The sequence below is a fragment of the Streptomyces sp. NPDC058701 genome, from assembly GCF_042715295.1.
In the GTDB taxonomy this organism is placed as follows: Bacteria; Actinomycetota; Actinomycetes; order Streptomycetales; family Streptomycetaceae; genus Streptomyces.
In genome coordinates, this window is record NZ_JBHXSY010000005.1 from 286,968 (window position 1) to 313,723 (window position 26,756).

General features: G+C 73.8%; 25 protein-coding genes and 1 tRNA gene. 17 read left to right on the plus strand and 9 right to left on the minus strand.

The window, feature by feature from the left end; genetic code table 11:
* The first annotated feature begins 140 nt into the window (after positions 1–140).
* Positions 141–1,865 (plus strand): acyl-CoA dehydrogenase family protein, encoded by a 1,725-nt coding sequence (locus ACFWW8_RS07705; protein ID WP_386525017.1) that lies wholly within the window; start codon positions 141–143, stop codon positions 1,863–1,865.
* 70 nt (positions 1,866–1,935) lie between these two features.
* Here the strand turns inward: ACFWW8_RS07705 and dacB are convergent, their stop codons facing one another.
* The 3 genes from dacB to ACFWW8_RS07720 all read right to left on the minus strand — a co-directional run bounded on the left by dacB (position 1,936) and on the right by ACFWW8_RS07720 (position 5,725).
* Positions 1,936–3,513, minus strand: coding sequence for a D-alanyl-D-alanine carboxypeptidase/D-alanyl-D-alanine-endopeptidase (gene dacB / locus ACFWW8_RS07710; RefSeq protein WP_386525020.1), 1,578 nt, complete (start codon positions 3,511–3,513; stop codon positions 1,936–1,938).
* 360 nt (positions 3,514–3,873) lie between these two features.
* Positions 3,874–5,013 (minus strand): NUDIX domain-containing protein, encoded by a 1,140-nt coding sequence (locus tag ACFWW8_RS07715; RefSeq protein ID WP_386525023.1) that lies wholly within the window; start codon positions 5,011–5,013, stop codon positions 3,874–3,876.
* An 82-nt stretch (positions 5,014–5,095) separates the two neighbouring features.
* Positions 5,096–5,725: a LysE/ArgO family amino acid transporter gene (locus ACFWW8_RS07720; RefSeq protein WP_386525025.1), complete on the minus strand. Its 630-nt coding sequence runs from the start codon at positions 5,723–5,725 to the stop codon at positions 5,096–5,098.
* 69 nt (positions 5,726–5,794) lie between these two features.
* On the opposite strand from ACFWW8_RS07720, the gene ACFWW8_RS07725 reads away from it, so the two are divergent.
* The 3 genes from ACFWW8_RS07725 (at position 5,795) to corA (ending at position 8,447) form a co-directional block, all read left to right on the plus strand.
* The gene (locus ACFWW8_RS07725) at positions 5,795–6,712 is read left to right on the plus strand and encodes a LysR family transcriptional regulator ArgP (protein WP_386525126.1); all 918 of its coding nucleotides are present in this window, start codon (positions 5,795–5,797) and stop codon (positions 6,710–6,712) included.
* Between the two features lie 10 nt (positions 6,713–6,722).
* Positions 6,723–7,118: a molybdopterin-binding protein gene (locus ACFWW8_RS07730; RefSeq protein WP_386525028.1), complete on the plus strand. Its 396-nt coding sequence runs from the start codon at positions 6,723–6,725 to the stop codon at positions 7,116–7,118.
* A 246-nt stretch (positions 7,119–7,364) separates the two neighbouring features.
* Positions 7,365–8,447: a magnesium/cobalt transporter CorA gene (corA, locus tag ACFWW8_RS07735; protein WP_386525128.1), complete on the plus strand. Its 1,083-nt coding sequence runs from the start codon at positions 7,365–7,367 to the stop codon at positions 8,445–8,447.
* 46 nt (positions 8,448–8,493) lie between these two features.
* On the opposite strand, the gene ACFWW8_RS07740 is transcribed toward corA, so the two are convergent.
* Positions 8,494–9,216, minus strand: coding sequence for an anti-sigma factor domain-containing protein (locus ACFWW8_RS07740; RefSeq protein ID WP_386525031.1), 723 nt, complete (start codon positions 9,214–9,216; stop codon positions 8,494–8,496).
* The gene (gene sigK / locus ACFWW8_RS07745; protein WP_386525131.1) at positions 9,213–9,737 is read right to left on the minus strand and encodes an ECF RNA polymerase sigma factor SigK; all 525 of its coding nucleotides are present in this window, start codon (positions 9,735–9,737) and stop codon (positions 9,213–9,215) included. The genes ACFWW8_RS07740 and sigK overlap by 4 nt, the downstream gene beginning before the upstream one ends.
* A 344-nt stretch (positions 9,738–10,081) precedes the next feature.
* Between sigK and ACFWW8_RS07750 the strand changes: the two genes are divergently transcribed.
* The 5 genes from ACFWW8_RS07750 (at position 10,082) to ACFWW8_RS07770 (ending at position 15,146) form a co-directional block, all read left to right on the plus strand.
* Positions 10,082–10,951 (plus strand): chitosanase, encoded by an 870-nt coding sequence (locus ACFWW8_RS07750; protein WP_386525034.1) that lies wholly within the window; start codon positions 10,082–10,084, stop codon positions 10,949–10,951.
* 315 nt (positions 10,952–11,266) lie between these two features.
* Positions 11,267–11,620: a DUF805 domain-containing protein gene (locus ACFWW8_RS07755; protein ID WP_386525037.1), complete on the plus strand. Its 354-nt coding sequence runs from the start codon at positions 11,267–11,269 to the stop codon at positions 11,618–11,620.
* Positions 11,621–11,824: 204 nt separating this feature from the next.
* Positions 11,825–14,044 carry an NADP-dependent isocitrate dehydrogenase gene (locus ACFWW8_RS07760; RefSeq protein ID WP_386525039.1) on the plus strand — a complete coding sequence of 740 codons (2,220 nt, stop codon included), beginning with the start codon at positions 11,825–11,827 and terminating at the stop codon, positions 14,042–14,044.
* Between the two features lie 73 nt (positions 14,045–14,117).
* The gene (locus ACFWW8_RS07765; RefSeq protein ID WP_386525042.1) at positions 14,118–14,285 is read left to right on the plus strand and encodes a hypothetical protein; all 168 of its coding nucleotides are present in this window, start codon (positions 14,118–14,120) and stop codon (positions 14,283–14,285) included.
* Between the two features lie 30 nt (positions 14,286–14,315).
* Positions 14,316–15,146, plus strand: a complete 831-nt coding sequence (locus ACFWW8_RS07770) for a hypothetical protein (protein ID WP_386525045.1) — start codon at positions 14,316–14,318, stop codon at positions 15,144–15,146.
* 128 nt (positions 15,147–15,274) lie between these two features.
* Here the strand turns inward: ACFWW8_RS07770 and ACFWW8_RS07775 are convergent, their stop codons facing one another.
* The gene (locus tag ACFWW8_RS07775; protein ID WP_386525048.1) at positions 15,275–15,769 is read right to left on the minus strand and encodes a hypothetical protein; all 495 of its coding nucleotides are present in this window, start codon (positions 15,767–15,769) and stop codon (positions 15,275–15,277) included.
* 570 nt (positions 15,770–16,339) lie between these two features.
* Here ACFWW8_RS07775 and ACFWW8_RS07780 point away from each other — a divergent pair.
* Positions 16,340–18,082: an endo-1,3-alpha-glucanase family glycosylhydrolase gene (locus tag ACFWW8_RS07780; RefSeq protein ID WP_386525050.1), complete on the plus strand. Its 1,743-nt coding sequence runs from the start codon at positions 16,340–16,342 to the stop codon at positions 18,080–18,082.
* A gap of 254 nt (positions 18,083–18,336) precedes the next feature.
* Positions 18,337–19,617 (plus strand): aminotransferase class V-fold PLP-dependent enzyme, encoded by a 1,281-nt coding sequence (locus ACFWW8_RS07785; protein WP_386525052.1) that lies wholly within the window; start codon positions 18,337–18,339, stop codon positions 19,615–19,617.
* Between the two features lie 54 nt (positions 19,618–19,671).
* Here the strand turns inward: ACFWW8_RS07785 and cobF are convergent, their stop codons facing one another.
* Entirely contained in the window at positions 19,672–20,424 is a 753-nt protein-coding gene (gene cobF / locus ACFWW8_RS07790; protein WP_386525054.1) for a precorrin-6A synthase (deacetylating), read from the minus strand.
* 18 nt (positions 20,425–20,442) lie between these two features.
* On the opposite strand from cobF, the gene ACFWW8_RS07795 reads away from it, so the two are divergent.
* The 4 genes from ACFWW8_RS07795 to ACFWW8_RS07810 are packed head-to-tail and all read left to right on the plus strand — an operon-like array spanning position 20,443 to position 23,717.
* On the plus strand, positions 20,443–21,198 hold the full coding sequence (locus tag ACFWW8_RS07795) for a (Fe-S)-binding protein (RefSeq protein WP_386525057.1): 756 nt from the start codon (positions 20,443–20,445) through the stop codon (positions 21,196–21,198).
* A complete protein-coding gene (locus ACFWW8_RS07800; protein ID WP_386525060.1) occupies positions 21,195–22,673 on the plus strand; it encodes a lactate utilization protein B in 1,479 nt (492 codons plus the stop codon). The genes ACFWW8_RS07795 and ACFWW8_RS07800 overlap by 4 nt, the downstream gene beginning before the upstream one ends.
* Positions 22,670–23,320, plus strand: a complete 651-nt coding sequence (locus ACFWW8_RS07805; RefSeq protein WP_386525063.1) for a lactate utilization protein C — start codon at positions 22,670–22,672, stop codon at positions 23,318–23,320. The genes ACFWW8_RS07800 and ACFWW8_RS07805 overlap by 4 nt, the downstream gene beginning before the upstream one ends.
* A gap of 4 nt (positions 23,321–23,324) precedes the next feature.
* Positions 23,325–23,717, plus strand: a complete 393-nt coding sequence (locus ACFWW8_RS07810) for a VOC family protein (RefSeq protein ID WP_386525065.1) — start codon at positions 23,325–23,327, stop codon at positions 23,715–23,717.
* Here the strand turns inward: ACFWW8_RS07810 and ACFWW8_RS07815 are convergent.
* Positions 23,697–24,176, minus strand: coding sequence for a DUF309 domain-containing protein (locus ACFWW8_RS07815; RefSeq protein WP_386525067.1), 480 nt, complete (start codon positions 24,174–24,176; stop codon positions 23,697–23,699). The two genes, ACFWW8_RS07810 and ACFWW8_RS07815, sit on opposite strands and share 21 nt — an antisense overlap.
* 108 nt (positions 24,177–24,284) lie before the next feature.
* Here ACFWW8_RS07815 and ACFWW8_RS07820 point away from each other — a divergent pair.
* Both ACFWW8_RS07820 and ACFWW8_RS07825 read left to right on the plus strand, forming a co-directional pair.
* Positions 24,285–24,358: transfer RNA gene (locus ACFWW8_RS07820), tRNA-Pro, on the plus strand.
* A 307-nt stretch (positions 24,359–24,665) separates the two neighbouring features.
* A complete protein-coding gene (locus ACFWW8_RS07825; RefSeq protein ID WP_386525070.1) occupies positions 24,666–25,949 on the plus strand; it encodes a peptide ligase PGM1-related protein in 1,284 nt (427 codons plus the stop codon).
* 116 nt (positions 25,950–26,065) lie between these two features.
* Here the strand turns inward: ACFWW8_RS07825 and ACFWW8_RS07830 are convergent, their stop codons facing one another.
* Positions 26,066–26,434 (minus strand): PRC-barrel domain-containing protein, encoded by a 369-nt coding sequence (locus tag ACFWW8_RS07830; protein ID WP_386525073.1) that lies wholly within the window; start codon positions 26,432–26,434, stop codon positions 26,066–26,068.
* Positions 26,435–26,756: the final 322 nt, after the last annotated feature.

Consider the following 26,756-nt stretch of genomic DNA (forward strand, 5'->3'; position numbering starts at 1 on the left):
GGCACCCGTACCCGACCCGGGCACCCGTACCCGACCCGGGCCCACCCCCCGTACGACAACCCCTGCCACGATCCGCATCCGCATCCCCCCTCCGGCGCCACTCGGCACCCTCCCGGCCCCGACCCGAAAGGCGAACGCCCATGACCGACGCCCTGCTGTTCAACCCGCGCACCTACGACCCCGCCCACTTCGACCCCGAGACCCGCAGGCTGCTGCGCGCCACCGTCGACTGGTTCGAGGCCCGCGGCAAGCGTCGGCTGATCGAGGACTACCGCTCCCGCGCCTGGCTGGCCGACTTCCTCGCGTTCTCGGCGAAGGAAGGTCTCTTCGCCACGTTCCTGACCCCGGCCGCCGCCGCCGGCGAGGACGAGCCGGACAAGCGCTGGGACACCGCGCGGATCGCCGCCCTGAACGAGATCTTCGGCTTCTACGGCCTCGACTACTGGTACGCGTGGCAGGTCACCATCCTCGGACTCGGCCCGGTCTGGCAGAGCGACAACGCCGCCGCCCGCGACCGCGCCGCCGAACTCCTGGCGCAGGGCGAGGTGTTCGCCTTCGGCCTGTCCGAGAAGACCCACGGCGCCGACATCTACTCCACCGACATGCTGCTGGAACCCGACGCCGCCGGCGGTTTCCGCGCCACCGGCTCCAAGTACTACATCGGCAACGGCAACGCCGCCGGCCTGGTCTCCGTCTTCGGCCGCCGCACCGACGTCGAGGGCCCCGACGGTTACGTCTTCTTCGCCGCCGACAGCCGCCACCCGGCGTACCGGCTCGTGCAGAACGTCGTCGACTCCTCCAAGTACGTCAGCGAGTTCCGCCTGGAGGACTACCCGGTCGGTCCCGACGACGTGCTGCACACCGGCCGCGCCGCCTTCGACGCGGCGCTCAACACCGTCAACGTCGGCAAGTTCAACCTCTGCACCGCCTCGATCGGCATCTGCGAGCACGCGATGTACGAGGCCGTCACCCACGCCCACGGCCGCGTCCTCTACGGCCGTCCCGTCACCGCCTTCCCGCACGTGCGCCGCGAGCTGGCCGACGCGTACGTCCGCCTCGTCGGGATGAAGCTGTTCAGCGACCGCGCCGTCGACTACTTCCGCTCCGCCGCGCCCGACGACCGCCGCTACCTGCTGTTCAACCCGATGACGAAGATGAAGGTCACCACGGAGGGCGAGAAGGTCATCGACCTCCTGTGGGACGTCATCGCGGCCAAGGGCTTCGAGAAGGACACCTACTTCGCGCAGGCCGCCGTCGAGATCCGCGGACTGCCCAAGCTGGAGGGCACGGTCCACGTCAACCTCGCGCTGATCCTCAAGTTCATGCGCAACCACCTCCTGGACCCGGCGGACTACGCCCCCGTGCCGACCCGCCTCGACGCGGCCGACGACGCCTTCCTCTTCCGCCAGGGGCCGGCCCGCGGTCTCGGCTCCGTACGCTTCCACGACTGGCGCCCCGCCTTCGACGCGTACGCCTCCCTCCCCAACGTGGGCCGCTTCCGCGAGCAGGCCGACGCCCTGTGCGCGTTCGTCACGACCGCCGCCCCCGACGAGGAGCAGAGCCGCGACCTGGACCTGCTCCTGGCCGTGGGCCAGCTCTTCGCGCTCGTCGTCCACGGCCAGCTGATCCTGGAGCAGGCGCGCCTGACGGGCCTGGACGAGGACGTGCTGGACGAGCTGTTCTCCGTGCTCGTACGCGACTTCTCGGCGCACGCGGTCGAGCTCCACGGCAAGGACTCCGCCACGGCGGACCAGCAGAGCTGGGCGCTCGGCGCGGTCCGGCGCCCGGTTGTCGACGCCGACCGCTCGGCCCGCGTCTGGGACCGCGTGCAAGCCCTGGCGGGCACGTACGAGATGGCCCCCTGACCCCGGACACCCCCATCCCGGGCCCGCCCGAGGACGGCTCCCCCACGGGGGAGCCGTCCGTGCGTCCGCGCTATCCTTCGCGAGCCGTTCGCCCGGCAGTCGATTCCTGGAGGTGGGCGGCGATCACGGCCAGGTCGTCGGCGATGGCCAGGACGCCGGCCGTGTCGGCCGTCGGGGTGGAGGCGCCGTTGACGCCGACGTAGAACGCGTCGTAGCGGCCGTCGCCCCGGTCCAGGTAGCCGGCGAGGGTCATGGCGCCCGCGCCCAGACGGTTGTTGAGGGCGTCCAGCCCCACCGCGGCGCCGGTCTTCGCGAACACCTTGCCCCGGGCCGGGCAGTCGCGGCAGTTGTCGGCCAGCAGGCCGTCGACGCCGAGGATCGGCAGTGCCTCGCGGAAGCGCTCCGCCTCGGGCGTGCGCGTCCAGTACGTCAGCAACTGCACCTCGGCCCGCGGCGTGGCTCGGTCGACGGGGTTGCCGCCCCGGCCGTCCAGGAGTTCCGCCTGCTTGCGGTCGACGCCCGCGCGGTCCAGGAAGCCGGCCAGTACGGGGAAGCCGTCCATGCACTGCTTGCCGCCCGCCTCCACCGCCATCAGGCAGATGCCGAGGTTGGCCCCCAGGTTGTGGCTGACCTTGAAGATGAGCTCGGCGTACTCGGCGTAGGGCGGGGAGGTGTACACGGCCACGCGGTCGTCGTCCCCGTACGAACGGGGCAGCCGCGCCACCGGGTTGGGGCCCGTCGGCCCCGCGGTGACCTCGACCCCGGCCCGTGCGAGCGCCTCGATCAGGGCGGTGCGCCCGAAGGCCGCGGGGTCGGCGATCGGGGACACGCGCAGCAGGGGGGCGGAGCCCGCCGCGATCGTGCCGGACAGGCTGATCCGGGTGCCGTCGGCCGACGCCGTCACCTCGATGGCGGTCGGCTTCCCCGCCGCCACCGTCTCGACGGTGGAAGTGACCTGGTACGGGGCGACCTTCGGCCGCCAGTCCAGCCGTACGGGGGCTCCGGCGCGGTCGCCCGGGGTCGTCATGAGGTCGATGAGGTTGTCGTTGATGATCAGCGGGGTCGGGGTGGGGTCGAGGACCGGCTGGGGCTGGAAGAGCCGGTCGTCCACGATCACGTCGCCGTCGACGCGGGTGATGCCGGAACGGCTCACCTGTTGCGCGATCCGGTCGATCCCGGCCAGCGGGTTCTCCGGGGTCAGCGTGGCGCCCGGGAAGTCGTTGGCGTAGGTGTGGTCGAGGTCGGTGAAGGCGACCGTGCCGTCGGGGCGGGTGCGGCCGCCCATGGTGAGGTCGCCCTGCGCGACCAGGGCGAGGTCGCCGTCCAGGGTGCTCCCGCTGCGCTCTCCCACCGCGAAGACCGGCGTTTCGAAGCGGTGGCCGCCGCCGAGGGTCTTCCACGTCCCGGACACGCTGAACAGCTTGGCCGTCGAGCCGGGGATGAAGAACTGCTCGGGGAAGCGGCTGTGCGTCACGCGCCCGTTCGCCGGGTCGCTCTGGAGCAGACCCCACTGGGCGTTGCGGTACTCCGGCTTCCGCATGATCTCCGTGATCCGCGGGTCGAGCCCGTCGGGTCCGGCCTCGTCGGCGGGTGACGGCGTCGCGCCGACGGCCGTACCCGGCGTCAGCGCCACGGTCACGAGCAACACGGCGCAGAGACACCCGGCCAGGCGTCGCCGGAGGGAGCCGGCGCCGGAGCCCGAGCGCGGGGGAGTCGGGGCAGATCGCTCGTCTCGCACCACGGCACGCCCCGTTCTCCGTCCATGCCTTCACGCGTTCGGACCAGCGTGACACGTCCGTACGGGGCGCGCACGTTGCCCCGTCCCGGCTCGGGCCCAGGTCATGCGGTGGGGTCCCCGGGCGCGCGGAGGGTGCGGCGTACGGCGTCGCGGAGCCGGTGGTGGGCCCGGTCGGCCGCACGGCGGGAGCGCCGGGCCATGCCGACGGCACCGGGCGGGGCAGGGGCAGCGGGATGTCCAGGAGGGCCCCGCCGGAGCGTGCGCCGCATGTCAGCGGTCCGCGGACGCCTCCTCCGCGCTCCCGGCCGGGCGTCCCGCGTGCAGTTCGAGGGGCCCCGAGCCGGCCTTGCGGGCGGCGAGGCAGGCCTTGATCTGGCGTCGCAGCGAGGGGGCGACCAGGCCGCGCAGCTCCCCCGGGGAGGCCGTGCGCCAGTCGAGGAGTTCGGCGGGGGGCAGCCGGATGCGGTCGAGCACGGGAGCGCTGAGGACGCCGCCGTCGTACAGGAACCGGATGCGGGCCGGACGGCCCGCCTTGTGCGACCAGTTGACGGCGAGGAGGCGGCCCGGGGCGAGGTCCAGGCCGAGTTCCTCCAGCACCTCCCGCCGGGCCGCGGCGCGCGGGGTCTCGCCGGTGTCGCTGTCGACCCCGCCGCCCGGCAGCTGGTGCCGGCCGGGCTTGCCGTACGCGGGCCGTACGAGCAGCACCCCGCCGTCCGGGCCGGTGAACAGGACGCTCGCCGCGGTGAGGGCCTTGGGTCGGTTGGCCCGGTGGCTCGCGGAGTCCAGCGCGCCGGAGTGTTCCAGCGCCGCCCGCCGGTCCGGATCCAGGCCGGCCGGGGAACCGGGCTGGGGCACGCCGTCGGCGAGGTGCGCGAACGACCCGTTGTGCAGGGCGGCCAGCCCGGCGCGCAGCCGGGACGCGCTCCGGGTGGGGAGGACCCCGTACGCCTCGTCCGGCGCCAGCCACCGGGCCCGGCAGGGCCCGCCGGCCGCGGCCGGGAGCGCCGCGGCCTCCTCGGCGCCGAGCGGGCCGACGAGGTGGACGTGGACGACGACGGAGCGGGCGTCCGGGCCGCCCGGCCGGGAGTCGACGGCCAGCAGCCGCCCGACCGGTGCGCGCAGTCCCAGCTCCCGCGCCAGGTGCCGCGCGAGTCCTCCCTCGGGCGTCTCGCGCTCCCCGACCGGCCCGCCCGGCAGCACCGGGCCCCCTGCCGACGGGCCCCCTTCCGACGGGTCCGTGGCGGACGGGTCCGCGGCGGACGGTACGAAGACCCGTCCGCGCGCGTCCAGCACGACGGCGGCCGCGGTCACGAGCGGCGCGTGCCGGGCGCCGTGCTCCGCCCGGACCGCGCCGGGGGACGAGAGGGAGGGACCGGCGGGGTGCGGGCGGCGGTGGGGCGTGATGGTCACAGGACTCCTAGGAGGGGTGGGCAGGCAGGCACCGTGCCCGGCACGCGGCCCGCCCACCGGCGCAGACACGCGCCGCGCCGGCTCAGGCGCGCGCCAGGAGGAGGCCGCCCATGGTGACCATCATCGCCGCGACGAGCCCGTCCAGCACCCGCCAGGCCGCGGGGCGGGACAACAGCCCGCTGAGGAGCCGGGCCCCGTACCCCAGGGCGGCGAACCAGGCCAGACTGGCCACGACGGCCCCGATGCCGAACGCCCAGCGCAGGTCTCCCCGGTCGGCCGCGAGGGAGCCCACGAGCAGCACGGTGTCCAGGTACACGTGCGGGTTGAGCCAGGTCATGGCCAGGCAGGTCAGCACGGCGCGGCGTACGGAACCGGGAGCGGGGGCGGCCCCGTCGGCGGTCAGGGCGGCGCCCGGGACCGGTCGCACGGCGCGGCGGGCGGCGAGAACCCCGTACCCGACGAGGAACGTTCCGCCGGCCAGGCCCACGACGGTCAGCGCGGCGGGCCAGGCGGTGACGAAGGCGCCGACCCCGGCGACGCCGAGGGCGATCAGCAGGGCGTCGGACACCGCGCAGATGGCGACCACCGCGAGCACCGCGTGGCGGCGGGCCCCCTGGCGGAGGACGAAGGCGTTCTGGGCGCCGATGGCCACGATGAGGGAGAGTCCGGTGCCGAAGCCGGCGAGGACCGCCGTGGTGATGCCGTAGGTCATGACACCGACCGTAGGCAGCGCCTTCGTTTCAGTACAGCTAAAGATTTTTACGTATCATTAGCCCTTGTGATGGAAGAGCTTCCCCTGGACCAGGTCCGGACGCTGCTCGCCGTGGTGGACGAGGGCACCTTCGACGCGGCGGCTGCGGCCCTGCACGTGACGCCGTCCGCGGTGAGCCAGCGGGTCAAGGCGCTGGAGCAGCGGACGGGCCGGGTGCTGCTGATGCGGACGAAGCCGGTGCGGGCGACGGAGTCCGGGGAAGTGGTCGTCCGCTTCGCGCGGCAGCTGTCCCGCCTGGAGCGGGACGCGCGGGCCGAGCTGGGCATCTCCGACGGGGCGGGCCCGGTCCGGCTGCCGATCGCGGTGAACGCGGACTCCCTCGCCACCTGGTTCCTGCCCGCCCTGGCCCGGGTCCCGCAGGACCCGCCGGTCTGCTTCGAACTGCACCGCGAGGACGAGTCGCACACGACGGCCCTGCTGCGGGAGGGACAGGTGATGGCGGCGTTGACCTCTTCGCCGGACCCGGTGGCGGGATGCACCGTGCGGCGGCTGGGCCAGATGAGGTACCTCCCGGTGGCGCACCCGGGGTTCGCGGCCCGGCACCTGACGGGGGCGCTGGACCGGGACCTGCGGGAGGCGCCGACGATCGTGTTCGACCGGAAGGACGTCCTCCAGGACGCGTTCGTACGGTTGCTCACCGGGGACGCGACGGCCGGAGCAGGACACGTACGGCACTACATGCCGACGTCGGAGGGGTTCCGCGACGCCGTCGTCGCCGGACTCGGGTGGGGGCTGGTACCGGAGACCCAGGCCCGGCCGCTGGTACGGACGGGGCAGCTGGTGCTGCTGGCGCCGCGCCGGCCGATGGACGTGCCGCTGTACTGGCAGCAGTGGAAACTCGACTCGCCGGTGCTGTCGATGGTGGCCGGGGTGATCGCGGAAGCGGCGGCGCAGGCGCTGCGGGGGCCCTCGCCGGGCAGGACCTAAGCTGCGGGCCATGGAGTCCTACACGATCGGTCAGGCGGCGCGGCTGCTCGGTGTGAGCGTCGACACGGCGCGGCGCTGGGCGGACGCGGAGCGGTTCCCCACCCGCCGGGACGGCACCCGCAGGATGGTGGAGGGGCCGGACCTGGCGGCGTTCTGCGTGGAGGTCGCACAGGAGGGTGCCGAGGGCGGCGACGAAGCCCCGTACACCTCGGCGCGCAACGCCTTCCCGGGGATCGTCACCGGAGTGAAGCTCGGAACGGTCGACGCACAGGTCGAGATCCAGGCGGGACCGCACCGGGTCGTGTCGCTGCTGACCCGGGAGGCGGTGGAGGAACTCGGGCTGGAGGTCGGCGCGCGGGCCACGGCCCGCGTGAAGTCCACGAGCGTCTTCATCGACCGGGCGTAACCCACCGCCGCCGTGACGTCGGGCACGAAGGTGGCGCGGGGCGTCCCGGCGCGGGGCCGTCGGGCGAGGCCGGCCCGCCCCCGGCAGGCTCGCCCCCCGGCCGGCGCCCCCCCCGGCCGGCCCGCCCCCCGGCAGGCCCGGCCGCGGGGCTGCGGCCGCGGGAACGCCCGGTCGCGGTGGCCGGAGGGGTGCGGCCGCGGTGGCACACTTGCCGGTGATCCGCCGAAGGGGAGAAAGCCGTTGTCCATGTTCAGCAGCCTGCGCCGGGCCGTTCGCCGCGGCTACCGGCGGGCCGTCGACCTCAGCCACCCCGCCCGCTCCCCGCTCGGCAGCGCGGTCGTCAACTGCGTCGTCTACCAGGACGGCGTACGCCAGGACGGCTGTTCGGAAGCCGAGGAGGCGCTGCGCCGGGTCCGCAAGACGGGCCACGGCTTCGTGTGGATCGGCCTGCACGAGCCGGCGCAGGAGGAGCTCGCGGGCCTCGCGGAGCTGTTCGGCCTGCACCCGCTCGCCGTCGAGGACGCCGTCAACGCCCACCAGCGCCCCAAGGTGGAACGGTACGACGACACCCTGTTCTCCGTCTTCAAGACCGTGCGCTACGTCGAACACGAGGAACTGACCTCCACCAGCGAGGTGGTGGAGACCGGCGAGCTGATGGCCTTCACCGGCGACGACTTCGTCATCACCATCCGGCACGGCGGCCGCGGCACCCTCGGCCCGGTCCGCGAGGCGCTGGAAGCCTCCCCGGAGCTGCTCTCCAAGGGGCCGGCGGCCGTCCTGCACGCCATGGCCGACCACGTCGTCGACGACTACCTGGCCGTGACGGACGCCGTGCAGAACGACATCGACGCCGTCGAGACCGCCGTGTTCAGCGAGTACGGGGGCCGGGGCGACGCCGGCCGGATCTACCAGCTCAAGCGCGAACTGCTGGAGCTGCGGCGGGCGGTGGCGCCGCTCGGCCGACCGCTCACCCAACTGGCCACGCAGCCGATACCGGTCATCCCGCCGGAGGTCCGCACGTACTTCCGGGACGTGGCCGACCACCTGACCCGGGCCACCGATCAGATCGGCGCGTACGACAACCTGCTCGACTCCATCCTCCAGGCGCACCTCGCGCAGGTGACCGTCGCGCAGAACGAGGACATGCGCAAGATCACGGCCTGGGCGGCGATCGTGGCCGTGCCGACGATGGTCTGCGGGGTCTACGGCATGAACTTCGACCACATGCCGGAGCTGCGCTGGACGTACGGGTACCCGCTCGTCCTCGGGGTCATGGCGCTCGCCTGCTTCGTCATCCACCGGGGCTTCCGGCGCAACGGCTGGCTCTGACCCCCGGCGGGCGGTCATGACCGCCGGCCGTCGGCCGCCCGCCACGTCAGGCGGTCAGGGCCATCAGCATCACGGGGGCCGAAGTCGGCTGCTCCGATCCGCCCGCCGGCTCCAGCGTCAGGCCGACCGCCGACGCCCGGCCGGGGGAGCCCGTCATCAGGGTGCCTCCGTCCCCGGCGAGCAGCCCGGCCGGCCGCATCTCCGGGCCGTCCGCGAACCACAGCTGGTACGTCTTGCCCTCCGGCGCGGGCGGCAGCCCCGAGCCGAGGAACACGGCCCGGTCCTGCCGTGCGGAGAGCACCACCGTCGCCGTCGCACCGCCCGGTGAGCGGCCCGACACCGTACGGGCATCGGGGGCCGTGATCACCGCCGCCAGATCCCGGAGGGCCCGGTCCGGCTGCGGGGACTCCTCGCCGGACCACAACGCCGCGCCGCCCAGGGCGAGACCGCCGGCCAGGCCCCCGGCCAGGCACGCCGCGAGGGCCAGCGGGAGCGCCCGCCGCCGCAGCGCGACCATGCCGCGCCGGGGCGGGGCGAGCTGGCGCACCGTGTCGATGCGGGCCAGCACCTCGGTCCGCATCGCCGGCGGCGGGGCCAGCGCGACCGCCGAACCCAGCCGGGCCGCGGTCGCCGAGAACTCCCGTACGTCCTGCGCGCACGCGGGACACCGCGTCAGGTGGTGGGCGAACGCGTCCCGCTCGCCGGGTTCGAGTGCGTTCACGGCGTACGCGCCCGACAGGGCGTGGAGGTGGTCGGAGTCGGTCGTCATGCGGTCACCCCCATGCAGTCGCGCAGCCGGATGAGTCCGTCGCGCAGGCGGGTCTTGATCGTGGGCAAGGGGGCGTCCAGGGTCTCGGCGACCTCGCGGTAGGTGAGGCCGCCGTAGTAGGCGAGGGTGACGGCCTGACGCTGCAGCTCGGTCAGGCCGCGCACGCAGCGGCGTACCTGCTCGCTCTCCAGCCGGATCTCGACCTGCTCGCTGACCTCGTCGTACGGGCGCTTGTGCTCGCGGGCTGCGGTGTCCTGTTCGCGGGCCGCGGCGGCCTGGGCCGAGCGGACCCGGTCCACGGCGCGGCGGTGGGCGATGGTCATCACCCACGTCATGACGGAGCCCTTGTCGGACCGGTAGCGCGGTGCCTGGCGCCATACGTCGATCATGACCTCCTGGGCGACCTCCTCCGACTGGGCACGGTCGCGCAGGACCTTGACGGCGATGCCGAAGACGGGGCCCGCGACCACGTCGTAGAGCGCGGCGAAGGCGTCCTCGTCGCCGCGGGCGACGCGTTCCATGAGCGCGGGGAGGTCGGGGGCGCCGGATTGGTCCGGCACGCCGAAGGCCGTCTGCTGCCTCACGCCGCCGTCCCCGGGCCGGCCGGCGGGCGGATACGCGTATGCGTCATGGGTGTTCCTTCACTGCGGGCGGTGCTGCGGGCGGGCGGCCGAGCGGCGGGCGGGCGGACAGGCGGACGGGCGGACAGCGGGCCGGCGGACGCGGGCGCGCGCGGCGGACACCCTTGCTTCGGAGCCCGCGGCCTGCCGGATTGGTCAGCGGCGGAAAGGATTCGGCGGAAGTCATTCCGGGGGTCTTGAGAGACCGACCGATCTGGTAGTAAAGTTTCCTAACACAACTGGGAATGCCTCAACTACCGTACGGAGGCCTTGTGTTCACCCCCCAACGCACGTCACTGGCGATCGCTGTCGTCCTCGGCAGCACGCTCCTCGCCGTACCGGTCACCGCGCACGCCACCGCCCCCGCATCCAGGTCGGCCGTCTCCGGGGCGCCGGTCGCCGCGGCCGCGGGGCTCGACGATCCGGCGAAGAAGGACATCGCCATGCGGATCGTCTCCAGCGCGGAGAACTCCTCCCTGGACTGGAAGGCGCAGTACAAGTACATAGAGGACATCGGTGACGGCCGCGGCTACACGGCCGGGATCATCGGCTTCTGCTCCGGCACCGGGGACATGCTCGACCTCGTCGAGCACTACACCCAGGTCAAGCCGGGGAACGTACTGGCCAAGTACCTCCCCGCCCTGCGCCGCGTCGACGGCAGCGACTCGCACGCCGGCCTCGACCCGAACTTCACCCGGGACTGGGCGAAGGCGGCCCAGGACACCGCGTTCAAGAAGGCCCAGGACCACGAGCGCGACCGGGTCTACTTCAACCCCTCGGTCCGGCAGGGCAAGTCCGACGGCGTCGGTACGCTCGGCCAGTTCATCTACTACGACGCCATCGTCATGCACGGCGACGGCACCGACTCCACCAGCTTCCGCAACATCCGGGGGCGCGCCCTCGCGAAGGCCAAGCCCCCGGCTCAGGGCGGCAACGAGACCACCTGGCTGAACGCCTTCCTCGACGCCCGCGTCTGGGCGATGAAGCAGGAAGAGGCGCACAGCGACACCAGCCGCGTCGACACCGCCCAGCGGGTCTTCCTGAAGAAGGGAAACCTGAACCTCGACACCCCGCTCGACTGGAAGGTCTACGGCGACCCCTTCCGCATCGGCTGACCCGCGAAGGTGCGCCGCGGCCCGGTTCCCGTCCCTCCCGGATCCGGCCCGCGGTGTCGCGGCGGAGTAACGATGTGGCCAACGATCGGTGCTGGCCGCGGACTCGACGGCAGGTGCGGGCCGCGGACTTTCCGGACTTCCGCGGACACAGCGGCACTTCGGCCATCCGCGTTTCCCGGCCAGCGCCGGAAATCAGGCCCCGTGGGTGAATTGGCGCCCTCCAGAACTGGCTTGACCGCGATGTAAGCCGAGCATAAGTTCTGCCCCGGCTTGATCCAGCAGGACGGGCCCGAACCACCGTCCTCTGGGGGACCCATGAACCACTACCTCGACGTTCTGAAGAAGTACGCCGTGTTCTCCGGCCGCGCCCGCCGCCAGGAGTACTGGATGTACGCCCTCTTCAACGTGGGCATCATCGTCGTCCTCGCGATCCTCGACGCCGTGCTCGGCACTGCCCCGATCCTGGTCGGCATCTACGCCCTCGGCGTCTTCCTGCCGGGCCTGGCGGTCACCGTCCGCCGCCTGCACGACCTCGGCAAGTCCGGCGCCTGGTTCCTCATCGCCCTGGTCCCGCTCATCGGCGGCATCTGGCTGCTGGTCCTGACGGCCTCCGAGGGCCAGCCGCAGGCGAACCAGTACGGCGAGAACCCGAAGGCCGTCCACGCCTGACCCACCCGGCCCGCGGGCCGTCGTGCCTGAGCGCCGCCGTGGCCGGAAACAGCCGCGGCGGCGCTCTCGCCGTTCCGGGGCCCGCGTGACGCGCGTCTCCCGCGCTTCACGGCAGGGGGCTGTCCGGACCGGCCCGATCACGAGATATCTTGATGTCGAGCAATGTTGCAGACGAGAGACGCAGACTGTGGAGCGGAGCATCCGGTGACTGACTCGACCATCATCTACACGCACACCGACGAGGCCCCGGCCCTGGCGACGTATTCGTTCCTGCCTGTGATCCAGGCGTACGCGTCGACGGCCGGAGTGAGCGTCGAGACCCGTGACATCTCCCTGGCCGGTCGGATCATCGCCAGCTTCCCCGAGCACCTGGAAGAGGGCCAGCGCATCGCCGACGCCCTCGCCGAGCTCGGCGAGCTGGCGAAGACCCCGGGCGCGAACATCATCAAGCTGCCCAACGTCTCGGCCTCGATCCCGCAGCTCAAGGCCGCGGTCGCCGAGCTCCAGGGCCAGGGATACGCGCTTCCGGACTACCCGGACGACCCGAAGACCGACGAGGAGCGCGAGACCCGCGCCCGCTACGACAAGATCAAGGGCAGCGCCGTCAACCCGGTCCTGCGCGAGGGCAACTCCGACCGCCGTGCCCCCGCCTCGGTCAAGAACTACGCGAAGGCCCACCCGCACCGCATGGGTGCCTGGACCGCAGAGTCGAAGACCAACGTGGCCACCATGGGCGCGAACGACTTCCGCTCCACCGAGAAGTCCACCGTGATCACCGAGGCCGGCACGCTGCGCATCGAGCACGTCGCCGCCGACGGCTCCACCACCGTCCTGCGCGAGTCCGTACCGGTCCTGGCCGGCGAGGTCGTGGACGCCTCCGTGCTGCACGTGGACGCGCTGCGCACCTTCCTGAACGACCAGATCGAGCGCGCCAAGGCCGAGGACATCCTGTTCTCCGTGCACCTGAAGGCCACGATGATGAAGGTCTCCGACCCCATCGTCTTCGGCCACGTGGTCCGCGCCTTCTTCCCGAAGACCTTCGCCCGCCACGGCGAGACCCTGGCCGCCGCCGGCCTCTCCCCGAACGACGGCCTGGGCGCCATCCTGAACGGCCTGGGCGCGCTGCCCGACGCCGACGCGATCAAGGCCTCCTTCGACGCGGAGATCGCCGAGGGTCCCGCCCTCGCGATGGTCGACTCGGACAAGGGCATCACCAACCTGCACGTACCGAGCGACGTCATCGTCGACGCCTCCATGCCGGCCATGATCCGCACCTCCGGCCACATGTGGGGCCCGGACGGCGCCGAGGCCGACACCCTGGCCGTCCTGCCGGACAGCAGCTACGCCGGTGTCTACCAGGTCGTCATCGACGACTGCCGCGCGCACGGCGCCTTCGACCCGTCCACCATGGGCTCGGTGCCGAACGTCGGCCTCATGGCCCAGAAGGCCGAGGAGTACGGCAGCCACGACAAGACCTTCGAGATCGCCGCCGCGGGCACCGTCCGCCTCGTCGACGCCGAGGGCACCACGGTCCTGGAGCAGGAGGTCGCCGCCGGCGACATCTTCCGCGCCTGCCAGACCAAGGACGCGCCGATCCAGGACTGGGTCAAGCTCGCCGTCACCCGCGCCCGCGCCACCGGCAACCCGGCCGTCTTCTGGCTCGACGAGGACCGTGCGCACGACGCGCAGCTGATCGCCAAGGTCAAGACGTACCTCGCCGACCACGACACCGAGGGCCTGACCCTCAAGATCCTCTCCCCGGTCGAGGCCACCGCCTTCTCCCTGGAGCGCATCCGCCGCGGCGAGGACACCATCTCGGTGACCGGCAACGTGCTCCGCGACTACCTCACCGACCTGTTCCCGATCCTGGAGCTGGGCACCAGCGCCAAGATGCTGTCGGTGGTCCCGCTGATGAACGGCGGCGGCCTCTTCGAGACCGGCGCCGGCGGCTCCGCCCCCAAGCACGTGCAGCAGCTCGTCAAGGAGAACTACCTGCGCTGGGACTCGCTCGGCGAGTTCCTCGCGCTGGCCGTCTCCTTCGAGCACCTCGCGACCACCACCGGCAACGCCCGCGCCCAGGTGCTGGCCGACACCCTGGACCGCGCGACCGGCACCTTCCTGGCCGAGGACAAGTCGCCGAGCCGCAAGCTCGGCGGCATCGACAACCGCGGCAGCCACTTCTACCTCGCCCTGTACTGGGCGCAGGAGCTGTCCCGGCAGATCGACGACCCGAAGCTGGCCGCCGCCTTCGACCCGCTCGCCAAGACCCTGGCCGAGTCGGAGCAGACCATCGTCGACGAGCTGAACGCGGTCCAGGGCTCGCCGGCCGACATCGGCGGCTACTACCAGCCCGACGCCGCCAAGGCCGCGAAGGTCATGCGCCCCTCCGAGACCTTCAACCAGGCCATCGCCACCCTCGGCTGACGCCGGTGGCCGTGCCCGCACGCCAGTGACGCGCTCCGCCCCGGCCGGCCCCGTGCCCGGCCGGGGCGGACGTGTGTCCGCACTCCGGCGGCGGCCACGCCCCGTACGATCCGTCCGGCCCCTCCGCGGCGAGGCCCGCTTCGCCGCCGAGGGCACCCCGCGCCGCTCGGCCCGGGTGTACGGGACCTTCGTCGACGAGATCGTCCTGGGACGGCTGGCCGAGTGCCGGACCGTGCGCTAGCGTTCGCCACCGGTGATCCAGGGGGGTTCTGTGGCACGGGGTTCCAACACGTCCTGCGCGGGCATCGGCTGCGCGGGCTTCCTGCTGCTGGTGGTCGTCGTGCCGACCGTCGGGTACCTGCTGGCGCTCCCGCTGGTCCTGCCCGACCTGCTGGCCGAGCAGACGCCGCCGCAGCGGCTGCACGGCTTCGGACCGTACCTGCTCGTCCACGCGTTCCCGGTCGTCACCGCCCTGGCCCTCGCGCTCTACGCGGGCCGGAGCCGGGGCCGGAGCCGCGGCGGCCGCGTGTCCGTGTGGTGGCCGGCCCCGGCGCGGGCGGCCGCCCTGCTCGCCGTGGTCGCCCCCGTCCTGTGGTGGGTCGAGGGCCGGGTCGGGGACGTCCCCGCCTGGAACGTACGGGCGGCCGCCGAGAGCGGCGCCGCCGGGCTGGTGGCGCTCGCGTTCGTGGGCGTGATCCGCCGGTGGGGCGGCTCCCGCTGGCTGGGCGGCCGGCCCTGGGGCGGCTTCCGGCTCCGGCGTCCCGGCCGGGGCGGTGACCGCAGGCCCGCCGCGGGCGAGATCTGGCTCGCCATGGTGCCGCTGCGCGAGGACCCCGAACGGCAGCTGCGCCACTACTGCGTGGTGCTGGCCGCCCACGCCGGTCACGCGGAGGTGGCCCAGATCACCAGCAAGGACAAGGACGGCCGGTCCGACCACATCTGGTTGCCGAACGACGGCTGGGACACCACGTCCGGCCGGGACCACTGGGTGGAGGCCGGCCGGGAGCCGCGCCGGGTGGAGTACGGCCTGTTCCTCACGTCCCGACCCCAGGGGCCCTGCCCGCCCGAGGTGTGGCGCGAGCTCAGCCGACAGCTGGGCTGAGGCCGGCGGCGGGCAGGCGGCGCATCGGGCGGCCGACGCCGCCGGGGCGGGACACGGGGGGCCGTACCGGCCGTTCCGGGCGCGTCGGGGTGCTCGGACTCGCTCATGGATACGTCGCCGGCCGGCCGTCAGAGCCGGTGCACCCGCTCCTGTCCGATGCCGAGCGGGGACCGTCCCGCGGCGAGGATCCGCAGCCCGGGGGCCACGGAGAGGAGGTCCCGCAGCCAGGCGCGCGCCTGCGGTCCGAGCAGGTCGGCGCCGTCCAGCACGAGCAGCATGTCGCGTTCGGCCAGCCAGGACGCGGTGTTCGCCGTCCCGCACGGTGGCGCGGGCGTTTCGGGAACGCGGCAGAGCGCGGCCGTGAGCTCCCGGGTGCCGTGGACCCCGACCGACGGCTCGAAGGCGACGACGGACACCCCGTCGTAGAAGTTGGACGCGATCCGCCGTGCGATCTCCCGCACCAGCAGGCTCCGCGGTTCGCGGAACCCACCGGTCACGGTCACCACCCGCCCCGTCCGGACGGCGGTGAGCAGCCGGGACAGCTCGGCGGACGTGGCTGCCGACGTCCCCGTGGATCCGGATTCCCCCATCGGCACGATGCCCCCCATTGCATGCGTGACCAAGCGCGGCAAGCGTGCTGGTTCGAGCCGCGTGTCGACGATTATGCGCCAGTTGAGCCGGAAGGCCAGGGGAACGTCGCATTCCGCCGAAGGGCCCCGCAGGGTGGCCGCCCGCCGGGGCCTCGATACGGTCAACGGCGTTGCCGGACAGTGCTGTTGGGGCCGATGGCCGCCACGTCGGAGCGGTCCGTCCCGGACGTGAGCCGAGTCCGCCGGATGGTGGAGGGGGCGTAGACGACGCACGGCGCCGGGCCGGGCCCGCCGCCCCCGCGGCCGGGGAAGGCCCCTGGGCAGGGCGCGGTGGCCCGCCCCCGGCCGGTGGGCGCCGGGTGCGAAGCGGAAGGAGTTGCGCCTGCGTGGGTGCGACGCCGGGAAGGAGTCCTGCGCGACGCCGTGTCGAGGCCGTTGCCGCACCGGCCGGATTAGCCCCGGCAAAGCGGTCGGCGTAGTTCCCGTGCGCCCCGTGACGTACGTGTCCCCGCCCCGGCGCCTGGAACGGTTGTCCGGGCGACGGTAATGGGCTCTACTGCTGTGCAGCCCCCACTCGGGGCATATTCCCGGGGAGGGGCCACGATGACAGCGGACCGGCGAGCGGACCGGCGAGCAGGGCGACGGACGGGCCGGCGGGCGCAGCGGGCGGCGCAGCCCGTCTCGCACCGCCGCAGACCGGCGCTCAGGAGACGCGGCCCGCTGGTCGCCCTCGTCTCCGGCTTCCTCCTCGTCGGCGTCTGCGCGGCCACCGGAATAGCCTGGGACCCCTCCTCGGCGGCCGGCGTGCGCGGCAGTTCGGCCCCCGTCATCGGTGTCCCCTGGTCGACCGGCCCCGACGCCGCCCCCGGCACACCGGTGCCCACCGCCCCGGGACCCGACCAGAGCCCCACCCCGGACACGTCCCCCGGCGGCACGGGCACCCCCGGAGGCGCGAGCGCCGGCACCGGGGGCGTCCGCCCCGCAGGAGCCCTGCCCTTCGACCTGCCCCAGCCGGCGGCCCTCCGGTCGGGCGCCGCGGGCAAGAAGCTGGTGTTCGCCCACTACTTCACCCCGTACCCGCTCTCCCTCGACAACGCGAGCGCGGACGCCGACTACTACACCCGCAACTACCTGAACCCGGACGGCGAGAGCGGCAAGCACGAGCGGTACGGCGGCCTGCTGCGCGACCGGCCGCTGCCCGTACAGCCGAAGGGCGGCGACTGGGAGTACGCCAACCTCCAGCAGGAGGTGCGCACGGCCCGAGCGGCCGGCATCGACGGGTTCACCCTCGACATGCTCTCCCTGTCCGGCAAGAACTGGGAGCGCTCCAACCAGCTGATGGCGGCGGCCCGTTCGGTGGACCCGGCCTTCAAGGTCATGCTGATGCCGGACATGACCTCGCTGAAGACCGACGACCCCCGCGTGCTCGCCGACGCGATCGCCGCACTCGGCGCGGCCCCCGCCGCGCACCGGCTCCCCGACGGCAGGCTCGTCGTCTCGCCCTTCAAGGCCGAGGCGAAGAGCGCGTCCTGGTGGACCGAGGTGCTGGGCATCCTCACGTCGAAGCACGGCATCCGCACCGCGTTCGTCCCGCTCTTCCTCGACTTCGGCGCCCACAACGGCGACTTCGCCCCCATCAGCTACGGCTTCTCGGAGTGGGGCAGCCGCAGTTACGTCGGCCAGGAGGGCAACACCCGTGACGTCAAGCGGGCGCACGACCTGGGCAAGATCTGGATGCAGCCCGTGTCCGTCCAGGACGCCCGCCCCAACCAGGGCATCTATGACGAGGCCGGCAACACCGCCACCCTGCGCGCCACCTGGAAGCACGCCATCGACGACGGCGCCGACTGGGTCCAGCTCACCACCTGGAACGACTACTCCGAGGGCAGCCAGTTCGCCCCCTCCCTGCACAACGGTCACACCTACCTGGACCTGACCTCCTACTACCTGACCCGGTTCAAGACGGGCAGCTGGCCCGACATCGTCCGGGACACCGTCTACCTCACCGCGCGCACCCAGTTCGCCCAGGCCGATCCGACCGGCGACCAGTCGCTGGTGATGTCCCTGCGCAGGGGCAGCGCCGCACCCCGCGACACGGTGGAGGTACTCAGCTTCCTCGCCGCACCCGCCGTCGTCCGCACGGCCGTCGGATCCGCGAAGGACTCGCACGAGGCCCCGGCCGGGGTCCACTCCGAGCTGCTGCCCCTGAAGCCGGGCACGAGCTCCGCCGAGGTGGTCCGGGGCGGAAAGGTCGCGACCGGGGTGGAACTGCCCTACCCGGCGGACCGCACCGTGGAGGTACAGGACCTCCAGTACTACGCGGCGACCAGCGGCCGGGAGCCGTAGGGGGGCGGCGTCGGAGTCGTTCCGTACGCCCGGGGGCGGGCCGTGCGGTGTCCGGTGCGTGTGCTCGCACGGCGGAGGCCGCCCGCGCACCGGAGCACGGGCGGTCCGACCACGCGGCCGGCGGGCGCGTGCCGGACACCGCACGGCGGGAGCGAGTTCGACGACACCCCCTGAGGCCCCCACGCGGGCTACCGGTCGCCGTCGTGGCGGGAGAGGATCACCACGACAGCCCCGACCCCGCCCTGGGAGGCCCCGTGCCCGACCGCGACCGTCCCGAGGGGCCCCCGGCCGGGCCCCCGACCGCCACCGCGCGGCAGACCGGCGGCCGGCCGTCCGGCGGGGAGCCGGCGGCGCCCTCCGGAGGGCGCGCCCCGGGACGGCCCGACGGCCGCACCGACGTCCCGGCACGGGTCTTCCCGGGCACCGAGGGGCTGTTCCGCCTCGACCCCTCCGTCGCGCACCTGAACCACGGCTCCTTCGGCGCGGTCCCCGTACCCGTACAGGAGGCGCAGGCCGCCCTCCGGGCCCTGGCCCACGCCGACCCCGACGCCTTCTTCCTCGGCGTCTGCGACCGGCTCGCCGGGGCCCGCGCCCGGATCGCCGCGCACCTCGGCGCCGACCCCGACGGGCTCGCCTTCATCGCCAACGCCACCGAGGGCGCCAACCTCGCCCTCGACGCGATCCCCTTCGCCGACGGCGACGAGATCCTGGTCACCGACCACGGCTACGGCACCGTCGTCGCGGCCGCCGCCCGCCGCGCCGCGGTCACCACCGTCGCCCTCGACCCCCTCCTGCCCGACGAGGACGCCGTCCGCGAGGCCGTGCTGGCCGGTCTGACACCCCGTACCAAGGCGGCGGTGCTCGACCACGTAAGCTCGCCCACCGCCCGCCTCATCGCCTCCCCCCGGCTCCTCGCCGACCTCCGGGAACGCGGCGTCACCACCGTGGTCGACGGCGCCCACGCCCCCGGCATGCTCGCCGACCCCCTCGCCGGCCGCGCCGACTTCTGGTTCGGCAACCTCCACAAGTGGGGGTACGCCCCGTCCGGCAGCGCGGTCCTCGCCGTCGCCCCGGAGCACCGCCACCGCGTCCGCGCACTCGTCCCCTCCTGGGAGGACCAGCACGGGTTCCCCCGCTCGGTCGAGTACCGCGCCACCGCCGACTACACCGGCTGGCTCGCCGCGCCCGAGGGCCTGGACCTCCTCCAGCGCCTCGACGCGCCCCGGGTACGGGCCCACAACAGCGCCCTGGCCGCCCACGGCGCGTCCCTGCTCGCCGAGATCCCCGGGCTCACCCCGCTCCCGCACACCGAGGGCCTCGCCATGCGGTCCCTGCGCCTGCCGCCCGGCACCGCCGAGACCCCCGAGGACGCCGTGGCCCTGCGCGAGGAGATCGCGGCACGCCTCCGCGTCCGGGTCCTGGTCTGGCCCCGGCCGGGCGGCGGCGGCATCCGCGTCTGCGGGCAGGTCTACAACCGGCCCGAGGAGTACGAGCGCCTCGCCGCCGGGCTGCCCGCGTACCTCAGCCGCGCCTGAGGGGGCGGGGGTCCGCGTACCCCGGCGCGCCCGAGGGGCGCGGGCCCGCCCGCCTCAGCCGCGCCTGAGCAGGTAGGTGTCCATGATCCAGCCCTTGCGGGCGCGGGCCTCGGTGCGCAGCTCCTCGATCCGCCCCGCGACCTCACCGAGCTTCCCCGACACGAGGATCTCGTCCGGGGTGCCGACGTAGGCCCCCCAGTAGATGAACAGGTCCTGGTCCAGGTGGGCGGTGAAGGCGTGCCGGGCGTCGAGCATCACCACCACGTCGTCCACCCCCTCCGGCCAGCCCTCGGCCAGCCGCCGGCCGGTGGTGATCTGGACCGGGCGGCCCACCCGGTTCAGGTTCGTGCGGTGCCGGGCCAGCAGCGAGGACACGCTGCTGATGCCCGGCACCACCTCGTGCTCGAACGCCACCCGGCCCTTCTCCAGCACCTCGTCGAGGATCGCCAGCGTGGAGTCGTACAGCGAGGGATCGCCCCACACCAGGAACGCCCCGGTCTCGCCCTCGGCCAGGTCCTCCGCGATGAACCGCTCGAACAGTTCGGCCCGCGCGCTGCGCCAGCCGTCCACCGTCGGGGCGTAGTCCGCCGGGGTGCGGTCCCGGTCCGGGTCGCGGCCCTCCACCAGCCGGTGCCCCGGGCGGGCGTGCTCATCGAGCATCGCCCGCCGCAGCCCGGTCAGGTCCGCCTTGTCCTCGCCCTTCTCCAGGATGAGGAACGCGTCCGCCGCCCTGATCGCCTTGACCGCCTGGAGGGTCAGATGGTCCGGGTCGCCCGCGCCTATGCCGATCACTGAGAACTTCTTCACCCCGCTATTCTGCCCGTCATGCGTGCCGCCCTGTTCGTCACCTGCGTCAACGACGCGCTGTACCCGCGCACCGGCATCGCCGTCGTCCGCCTCCTGGAGCGCCTCGGCGTCACCGTCGACTTCCCGGCCGCCCAGAGCTGCTGCGGGCAGCCGCAGTACAACACGGGCTACCGGTACGAGACGGAACCGCTGGTGCGGCGCACCGCGGAGGCCTTCGCCGGGTACGAGTACGTCGTCACCCCCTCCGGCTCCTGCGCCGCGATGATCCGCGAGCACTACCCGCGCATCGGCCGCAAGGCCGCCGCCGAAGGCCGCGGGACGGCGCTGGCGGACCTGGCCGCGGACCTCGCGCCCCGCGTGTACGAGCTGACCGAGTTCCTGGTCGACGTGCTCGGGGTGAGCGACGTCGGCGCCCACTTCCCGCACACGGTCACCTACCACCCCTCCTGCCACGGCCTGCGGGCCCTCGGCCTGGGGGACCGCCCGCGGCGGCTGCTGGCCGCCGTCAAGGGCCTGGACCTCGTCGAACTTCCCGGAGCCGAGGAGTGCTGCGGCTTCGGCGGCCCCTTCGCCGTCAAGAACCCGGACGTGTCCGCCGCCATGGGCACCGACAAGACCGCCGCCGCGGCCGCCACCGGCGCCGGAGTGCTGTGCGGCGCCGACAACTCCTGCCTCGCCCACCTGGAGGGCCTGCTGCGCCGCGCCGGCTCCCCGGTACGGGTCGTGCACCTGGCCGAGATCCTCGCCGCGACCGAGGAGGAGCCCCTGCGATGACCGCCACGCACCTGGGCATGCCCGCCTTCCCCGCGTTCCCGTCCGCCGCGCGGGAAGCCGTACGGGACGAGGTCCTGCGCGCCAACCTCCGGCACGCCACGCACACCATCCGCGACAAACGGGCCCGCGCCGTCGCCGAGCTGGCCGACTGGGACCGCCTGCGCGACGCCGGGAAGGCCGTCAAGGACCACACCCTGCGCCACCTCGACCACTACCTCCTCCAGCTGGAGGAGGCGGTCACCGCCGCCGGCGGCACCGTCCGCTGGGCGGCCGACGCCGACGAGGCCAACCGCATCGTGACGGACCTGGTGCTCGCCACCGGGGAACGGGAGCTCGTCAAGGTCAAGTCCATGGCCACCCAGGAGATCGGCCTCAACGAGGCCCTGGAGGCCGCGGGGATCGCCGCGTACGAGACCGACCTGGCCGAGCTCATCGTCCAGCTGGGCCACGACCGGCCCTCCCACATCCTGGTCCCCGCCATCCACCGCAACCGCGCCGAGATCCGCGACGTCTTCCGCACCGAGATGGGCGGATGGGGCCGCCCCGCGCCCGAAGGACTCGGCGACGACCCGCGCGAACTCGCCGAGGCCGCACGGCTGCACCTGCGGGAGAAGTTCCTGCGCGCCAGGGTCGCCGTGTCCGGTGCCAACTTCATGGTCGCCGAGACCGGGACCATGGTCGTCCTCGAATCCGAGGGCAACGGCCGCATGTGCCTGACCCTGCCGGAGACCCTGATCTCGGTCGTCGGCATCGAGAAGGTCGTCCCCACCTTCCGCGACCTGGAGATCTTCCTCCAGACGCTGCCGCGCTCCTCGACGGCGGAGCGGATGAACCCCTACACGACCATGTGGACCGGGACCACCGAAGGCGACGGGCCCACCGCCTTCCACCTCGTCCTCCTCGACAACGGCCGCACCGACACCCTCGCCGACGAGGTCGGCCGCCAGGCCCTGCGCTGCATCCGCTGCTCCGCCTGCCTGAACGTCTGCCCCGTCTACGAACGCGCCGGCGGCCACGCCTACGGTTCCGTCTACCCGGGCCCCATCGGCGCCATCCTCAGCCCCCAACTGCGCGGCACCGGCAGCGAGATCGACGCCTCCCTGCCGTACGCCTCGACCCTGTGCGGGGCCTGCTACGAGGTCTGCCCGGTCGCCATCGACATCCCCGAAGTCCTCGTCCACCTCCGCGAACGGGTCGCCCAGGGCGGCCCGGTCACCCGCGACGGCATCCGCGTACGCCTGCTGCCCGCGGACGGCCGCACCGCCGAACGGGCCGCGATGCGCGCCGCCCGGCTGCTCCTGGACCACCCGGGCGCGCTGCGCGCGGGTGAACGCCTGCTGGCCCGCTCCCGCAGGCTGCGCCCGCGCCGCCTGCCGGGTCCCGGGCGGGCCTGGACCGACACCCGGGAGCTGCCGGAGCTCCCCGCGCAATCCTTCCGCGACTGGTGGACCCGCGAACGGGGGACCCCGCAGTGACCTCGAAGGACGTCGTCCTCGGCCGCATCCGCCGGGCGGTGGGGGAGCGGGACCGGGATCCCGGGCCGGGCGCCGTCCCGGCGGTCCCGCGGGACTACCTCGCGGTGCACGGCGCGCGAACCCCCGGCGAGAGCGTCGACCTCCTCGCCGCGCACCTCGCCGAGTACCGGGCGACGGTCCACCGCACCGACGAGGACGGCCTCGCCGCACTGCTGGCACGCCTGCTCGCGCGGCGCGGTGCCCGGACGGTGCTCGTCCCGCCCGGCCTGCCCGCCCACTGGCTCGCGGCGGCGGACGCGGAGCAGGTCCAGGACCGCGCCGAGCACACCGCGCGGCAACTGGACGCCGTGGACAGCGTGGTGACCGGCTGCGCCCTGGCCGTCGCCGAGACCGGCACCCTCGTCCTCGACGGCGGCCCCGACCAGGGCAGGCGCCGGATCACGCTGATCCCCGACCACCACGTCTGTGTGGTCCGCGTCCCCGGACAGGTGGTGGATTCCGTACCGCAGGCCGTGGCCCTGCTGGACCCGGCCCGCCCGCTGACCTGGATCTCCGGCCCCTCCGCCACCAGCGACATCGAGCTCGACCGGGTGGAGGGCGTCCACGGCCCCCGCACCCTGGAGGTCGTCCTGCTCGGCGCACAATAGGCCCATGCCCTCCCACATCGCCCTCACCGCCCTCGTCGTCCACGACTACGACGAGGCCATCGACTTCTACACGCGTGCCCTCGGCTTCGACCTCGCCGAGGACACCGCACGCCCGGACGGCTCCCGCTGGGTCGTGGTCCGCCCGCCCGGCGCCCGGGAGAGCGCGCTGCTGCTCGCCCGCGCCAAGGACGACGCCCAGCGCTCCCGGGTCGGCGACCAGACCGGCGGCCGCGTCGGCTTCTTCCTCCACACCGACGACTTCGCGCGCGACCACGCCCGGATGACGGCCGAGGGCGTCCGCTTCCTGGAGGAGCCGCGCCACGAGGCGTACGGCTCCGTCGCCGTCTTCCAGGACCTGTACGGCAACCGCTGGGACCTACTCCAGCCCGCCGCGTAGCCCCGGCGCCTCGGCGGCGGCGTCCACCTCCGCGCCGCCGTCCACCCGGTGGGCCAGCTCACCGGCCCACCGGACCAGACCCGGTACGTCGACCCCGTACGCCGCCCCGTCCAGCCCCTCGATGCCCGCGGCCCCACGCCGCAGCAGCCGCGCCCCGCCGACCGCGTTCCCCCGCGCGGCGTGCGTCAGCCCTACGGCGAGCTGCGCGAGCCCCCGCCACAGCGGGGCCGCCTCCCCCGGCCCGGACTTCCAGGCGTCCTCGAACACCTCGTGCGCGTGGAACGGCATCCCGGCGTCCAGCAGCCGCTGCGCCTCCCGGACCGTCTGCGCCGGCGAGCGCACCACGCCCTCCGGCTGCCGTCCGACGCCGTCGGCCCCGTACGCCAGCGGCCGCCCCAGCCCGTCCCTGGGCCGCGCGCTCCGCGCCCGGCCCCCGTCGTCCCGATCCCTTGTGTTCATCCGTCCATCCTCGCCGCCGCCGATTACCCGTGCATGCACACCCCTCGCCGTGGGGTAATGTTCTGCATGTGCCGCCGGGACGAGGGAAACCCCAGGTCGGAAGCACAACGGGACGTGGCGCAGCTTGGTAGCGCACTTGACTGGGGGTCAAGGGGTCGCAGGTTCAAATCCTGTCGTCCCGACTAGAGGTTCGCCTCGTAGTCGCAGAACAGAGCCCTGTCTCACTTCGGTGAGGCAGGGTTCTCGTGCGTTCTGCGGGCTTCGCCGGGGGAGCGCGCGCGGCGCGTCACCCCACGGAGTGGCCCGCGGCGCCGCTGGCGAAGAGATGCGGAACCCGGGTGTCGAGGCGGGCAGGTTCCCCACCGGCGTGGTGGGATGACGCGGCAAGGTGGGTTCCGGGCGGCGGGGCGGGGCAGGCGCAGCGTGGTGGGATCCCGTCCCAGGCCGCGCGCGGCCGCGGGGCGGCGGTCGGCGGCGAGGGGAGCAGCGGTGAGTGGTACGGGTTCGTTCGTGGTGTTCGCCAACTTCCTCTCCGACCTGGCGGTCGACCTCAACGAGGGCCGGGTGCTGGAGCAGTGGGCCCAGCAGGCGCCGCGGAAGGCGTGGCTCCTGCGGCCGGGGGACGTGCTGGTCACGCCCGTGCCGCTGGGCCGGGATTTCCTGCGGTACGTGTACGACCTGACCGGGGTGCCCGCGGACGCGGTGACCGTCGTCGAGGTGCCCCCGGCCGGAGCCGTCCCCCTGGCGCTGGCGGTGCGCGAGGCCGGACTCGCCGCGCACGTCCGGGCCCTCGCCGGTGACCGGGGCGCTGCGCTGCTGCCGACCGCGCTGGACGCCTCGGCGATCGCGTTCGCCCGGGAGCTCGGCATCACCGTGCACCCGTACCCGACGGCCGAGGCCGCCGAAGCGGCGCTCGCGACGACGATGCTGCTGAACACGAAGGCCGGGTTCCGCGAGACGGCCGGGCACCTGGGGATGCGGCTGCCCCTCGGACGGGTGTGCCGACGCCCCGAGGTGGACGACGTGGTGCGCGAACTCCTGCACGGCCACGGGGGAGTGGTGGTCAAGCCCGACCGCTCGGCGGGAGGCCACGGCATGCGCTTCGTCTCCCGCGGCGACCTGGACGACGGGGCGTCCCTGGACCTGGACACCGTCGGCGGGCCCCACGGCACGTGGGTCGTGGAGGAACGCCTCGACGTGGCCGAGTCGGTCAGCGTCCAGTTGGACACCACGGCCGCCGACGGAACGCGCGTCCTGTTCAGCGGGGCGATGCGCACGGCCCACGGGTCCTTCACGGGGTACACCTCCCCGCTGCCGCCGTCCTGCGCCCATGTGGCCGGAGAGCTGGAGGAGTGGGGGAGGGCCCTGGGCGGCCACCTCGCCGGTCACGGCTTCGCCGGACCGTTCGGGCTCGACGCGCTGGTGAACGCGGAGGGAGAGGCGTACGCGAGCGAGAGCAACATCCGCCGTACGGCCACCACCACGCCCCACGCCATGGTGACCCGGCTGACGGCCGCGTCGGGCGGCGCCCCCGCGGCCTGGTCGGTGGCGAAGGGGTGGACCGGGCGCCCGTTCGACTTCGAAGGGGCCCTCGGCCGGCTGAGGGAGCACCACCTCGCCTTCGACCCGGCGCGCGGCGAGGGCGTGGTCCTCTACGCGGACGCGCCGCCCGACGGCCGCTCCTGGCGGTACGCGGTGATCGCGCGGAGCGCCGGGGACGTGGCGGAGATGGAAGCCGCGCTGGCCGGGGCCCTGGAGTTCGAAAGCCGCTGAGCCCGCGCCGGTTGCCCGCCGGTCCGCTGTCCGGCGGTCCGTGCCGGCTGCCGCACGCAACACGACGCCGGTCCCGGCACCCCAGGGGGTGCCGGGACCGGCGTCGTGGGACGGGGTCAGGCGGGGCGGCCGCCGAAGGGGGCGCCGGTGCCGTAGTACGTGCCCAGCTCCTCACGGTAGCCGGCATTGCCGAGGTGCTGGTCCCGGTGGAACTCCGGGGCGTCCTTGATCTGCTCCTTGGTGCGGTCGACGTAGACCTTCTTGTCCTCCGCGTCGATCCGCACGACGGTGCTCGCCGGCAGGAGGACTTCCTTGCCGAAGATCCATACGCCGGTGTCCACGACCAGATAGGCGTCACCGACCTCGTCGGAGTGCTTGTCGACCTTGCCGATGCTGCCGTCGGTCGCCTCGACCTTGTAACCGGTCAGGTCCGTACCGGCCAGGTGGCCGGCGGTCGACGTGTAGCTCCACACATGCTCAGTCACGCGAAAACAACTCCTCCGGTACATCGGGGGGCGGCACGGAAATGAATTCCCGGCCACGTCCTCCCTGTTCCTTGCGTCGTGCGCGGCGGTTCGTGTCCTCCGCCTGAGATCCGCGTGCCCCGCATTTCCTCCCCCACACACGTCGGATCGAAATCCGTGGTCGTGATGCCGTTTTCCGGTACACGACGACATGGCGCCGGCCGCACCCCTTAGGAAGGGGTGCGGCCGCGGCCATCCGGGTGCGACCAGCGAAGTGGGCGTTCCGCGAACACCGGGACCCCCCGCCGCGGGGGGTGTTACGGCCGGGGGCAAAAACGAAAAG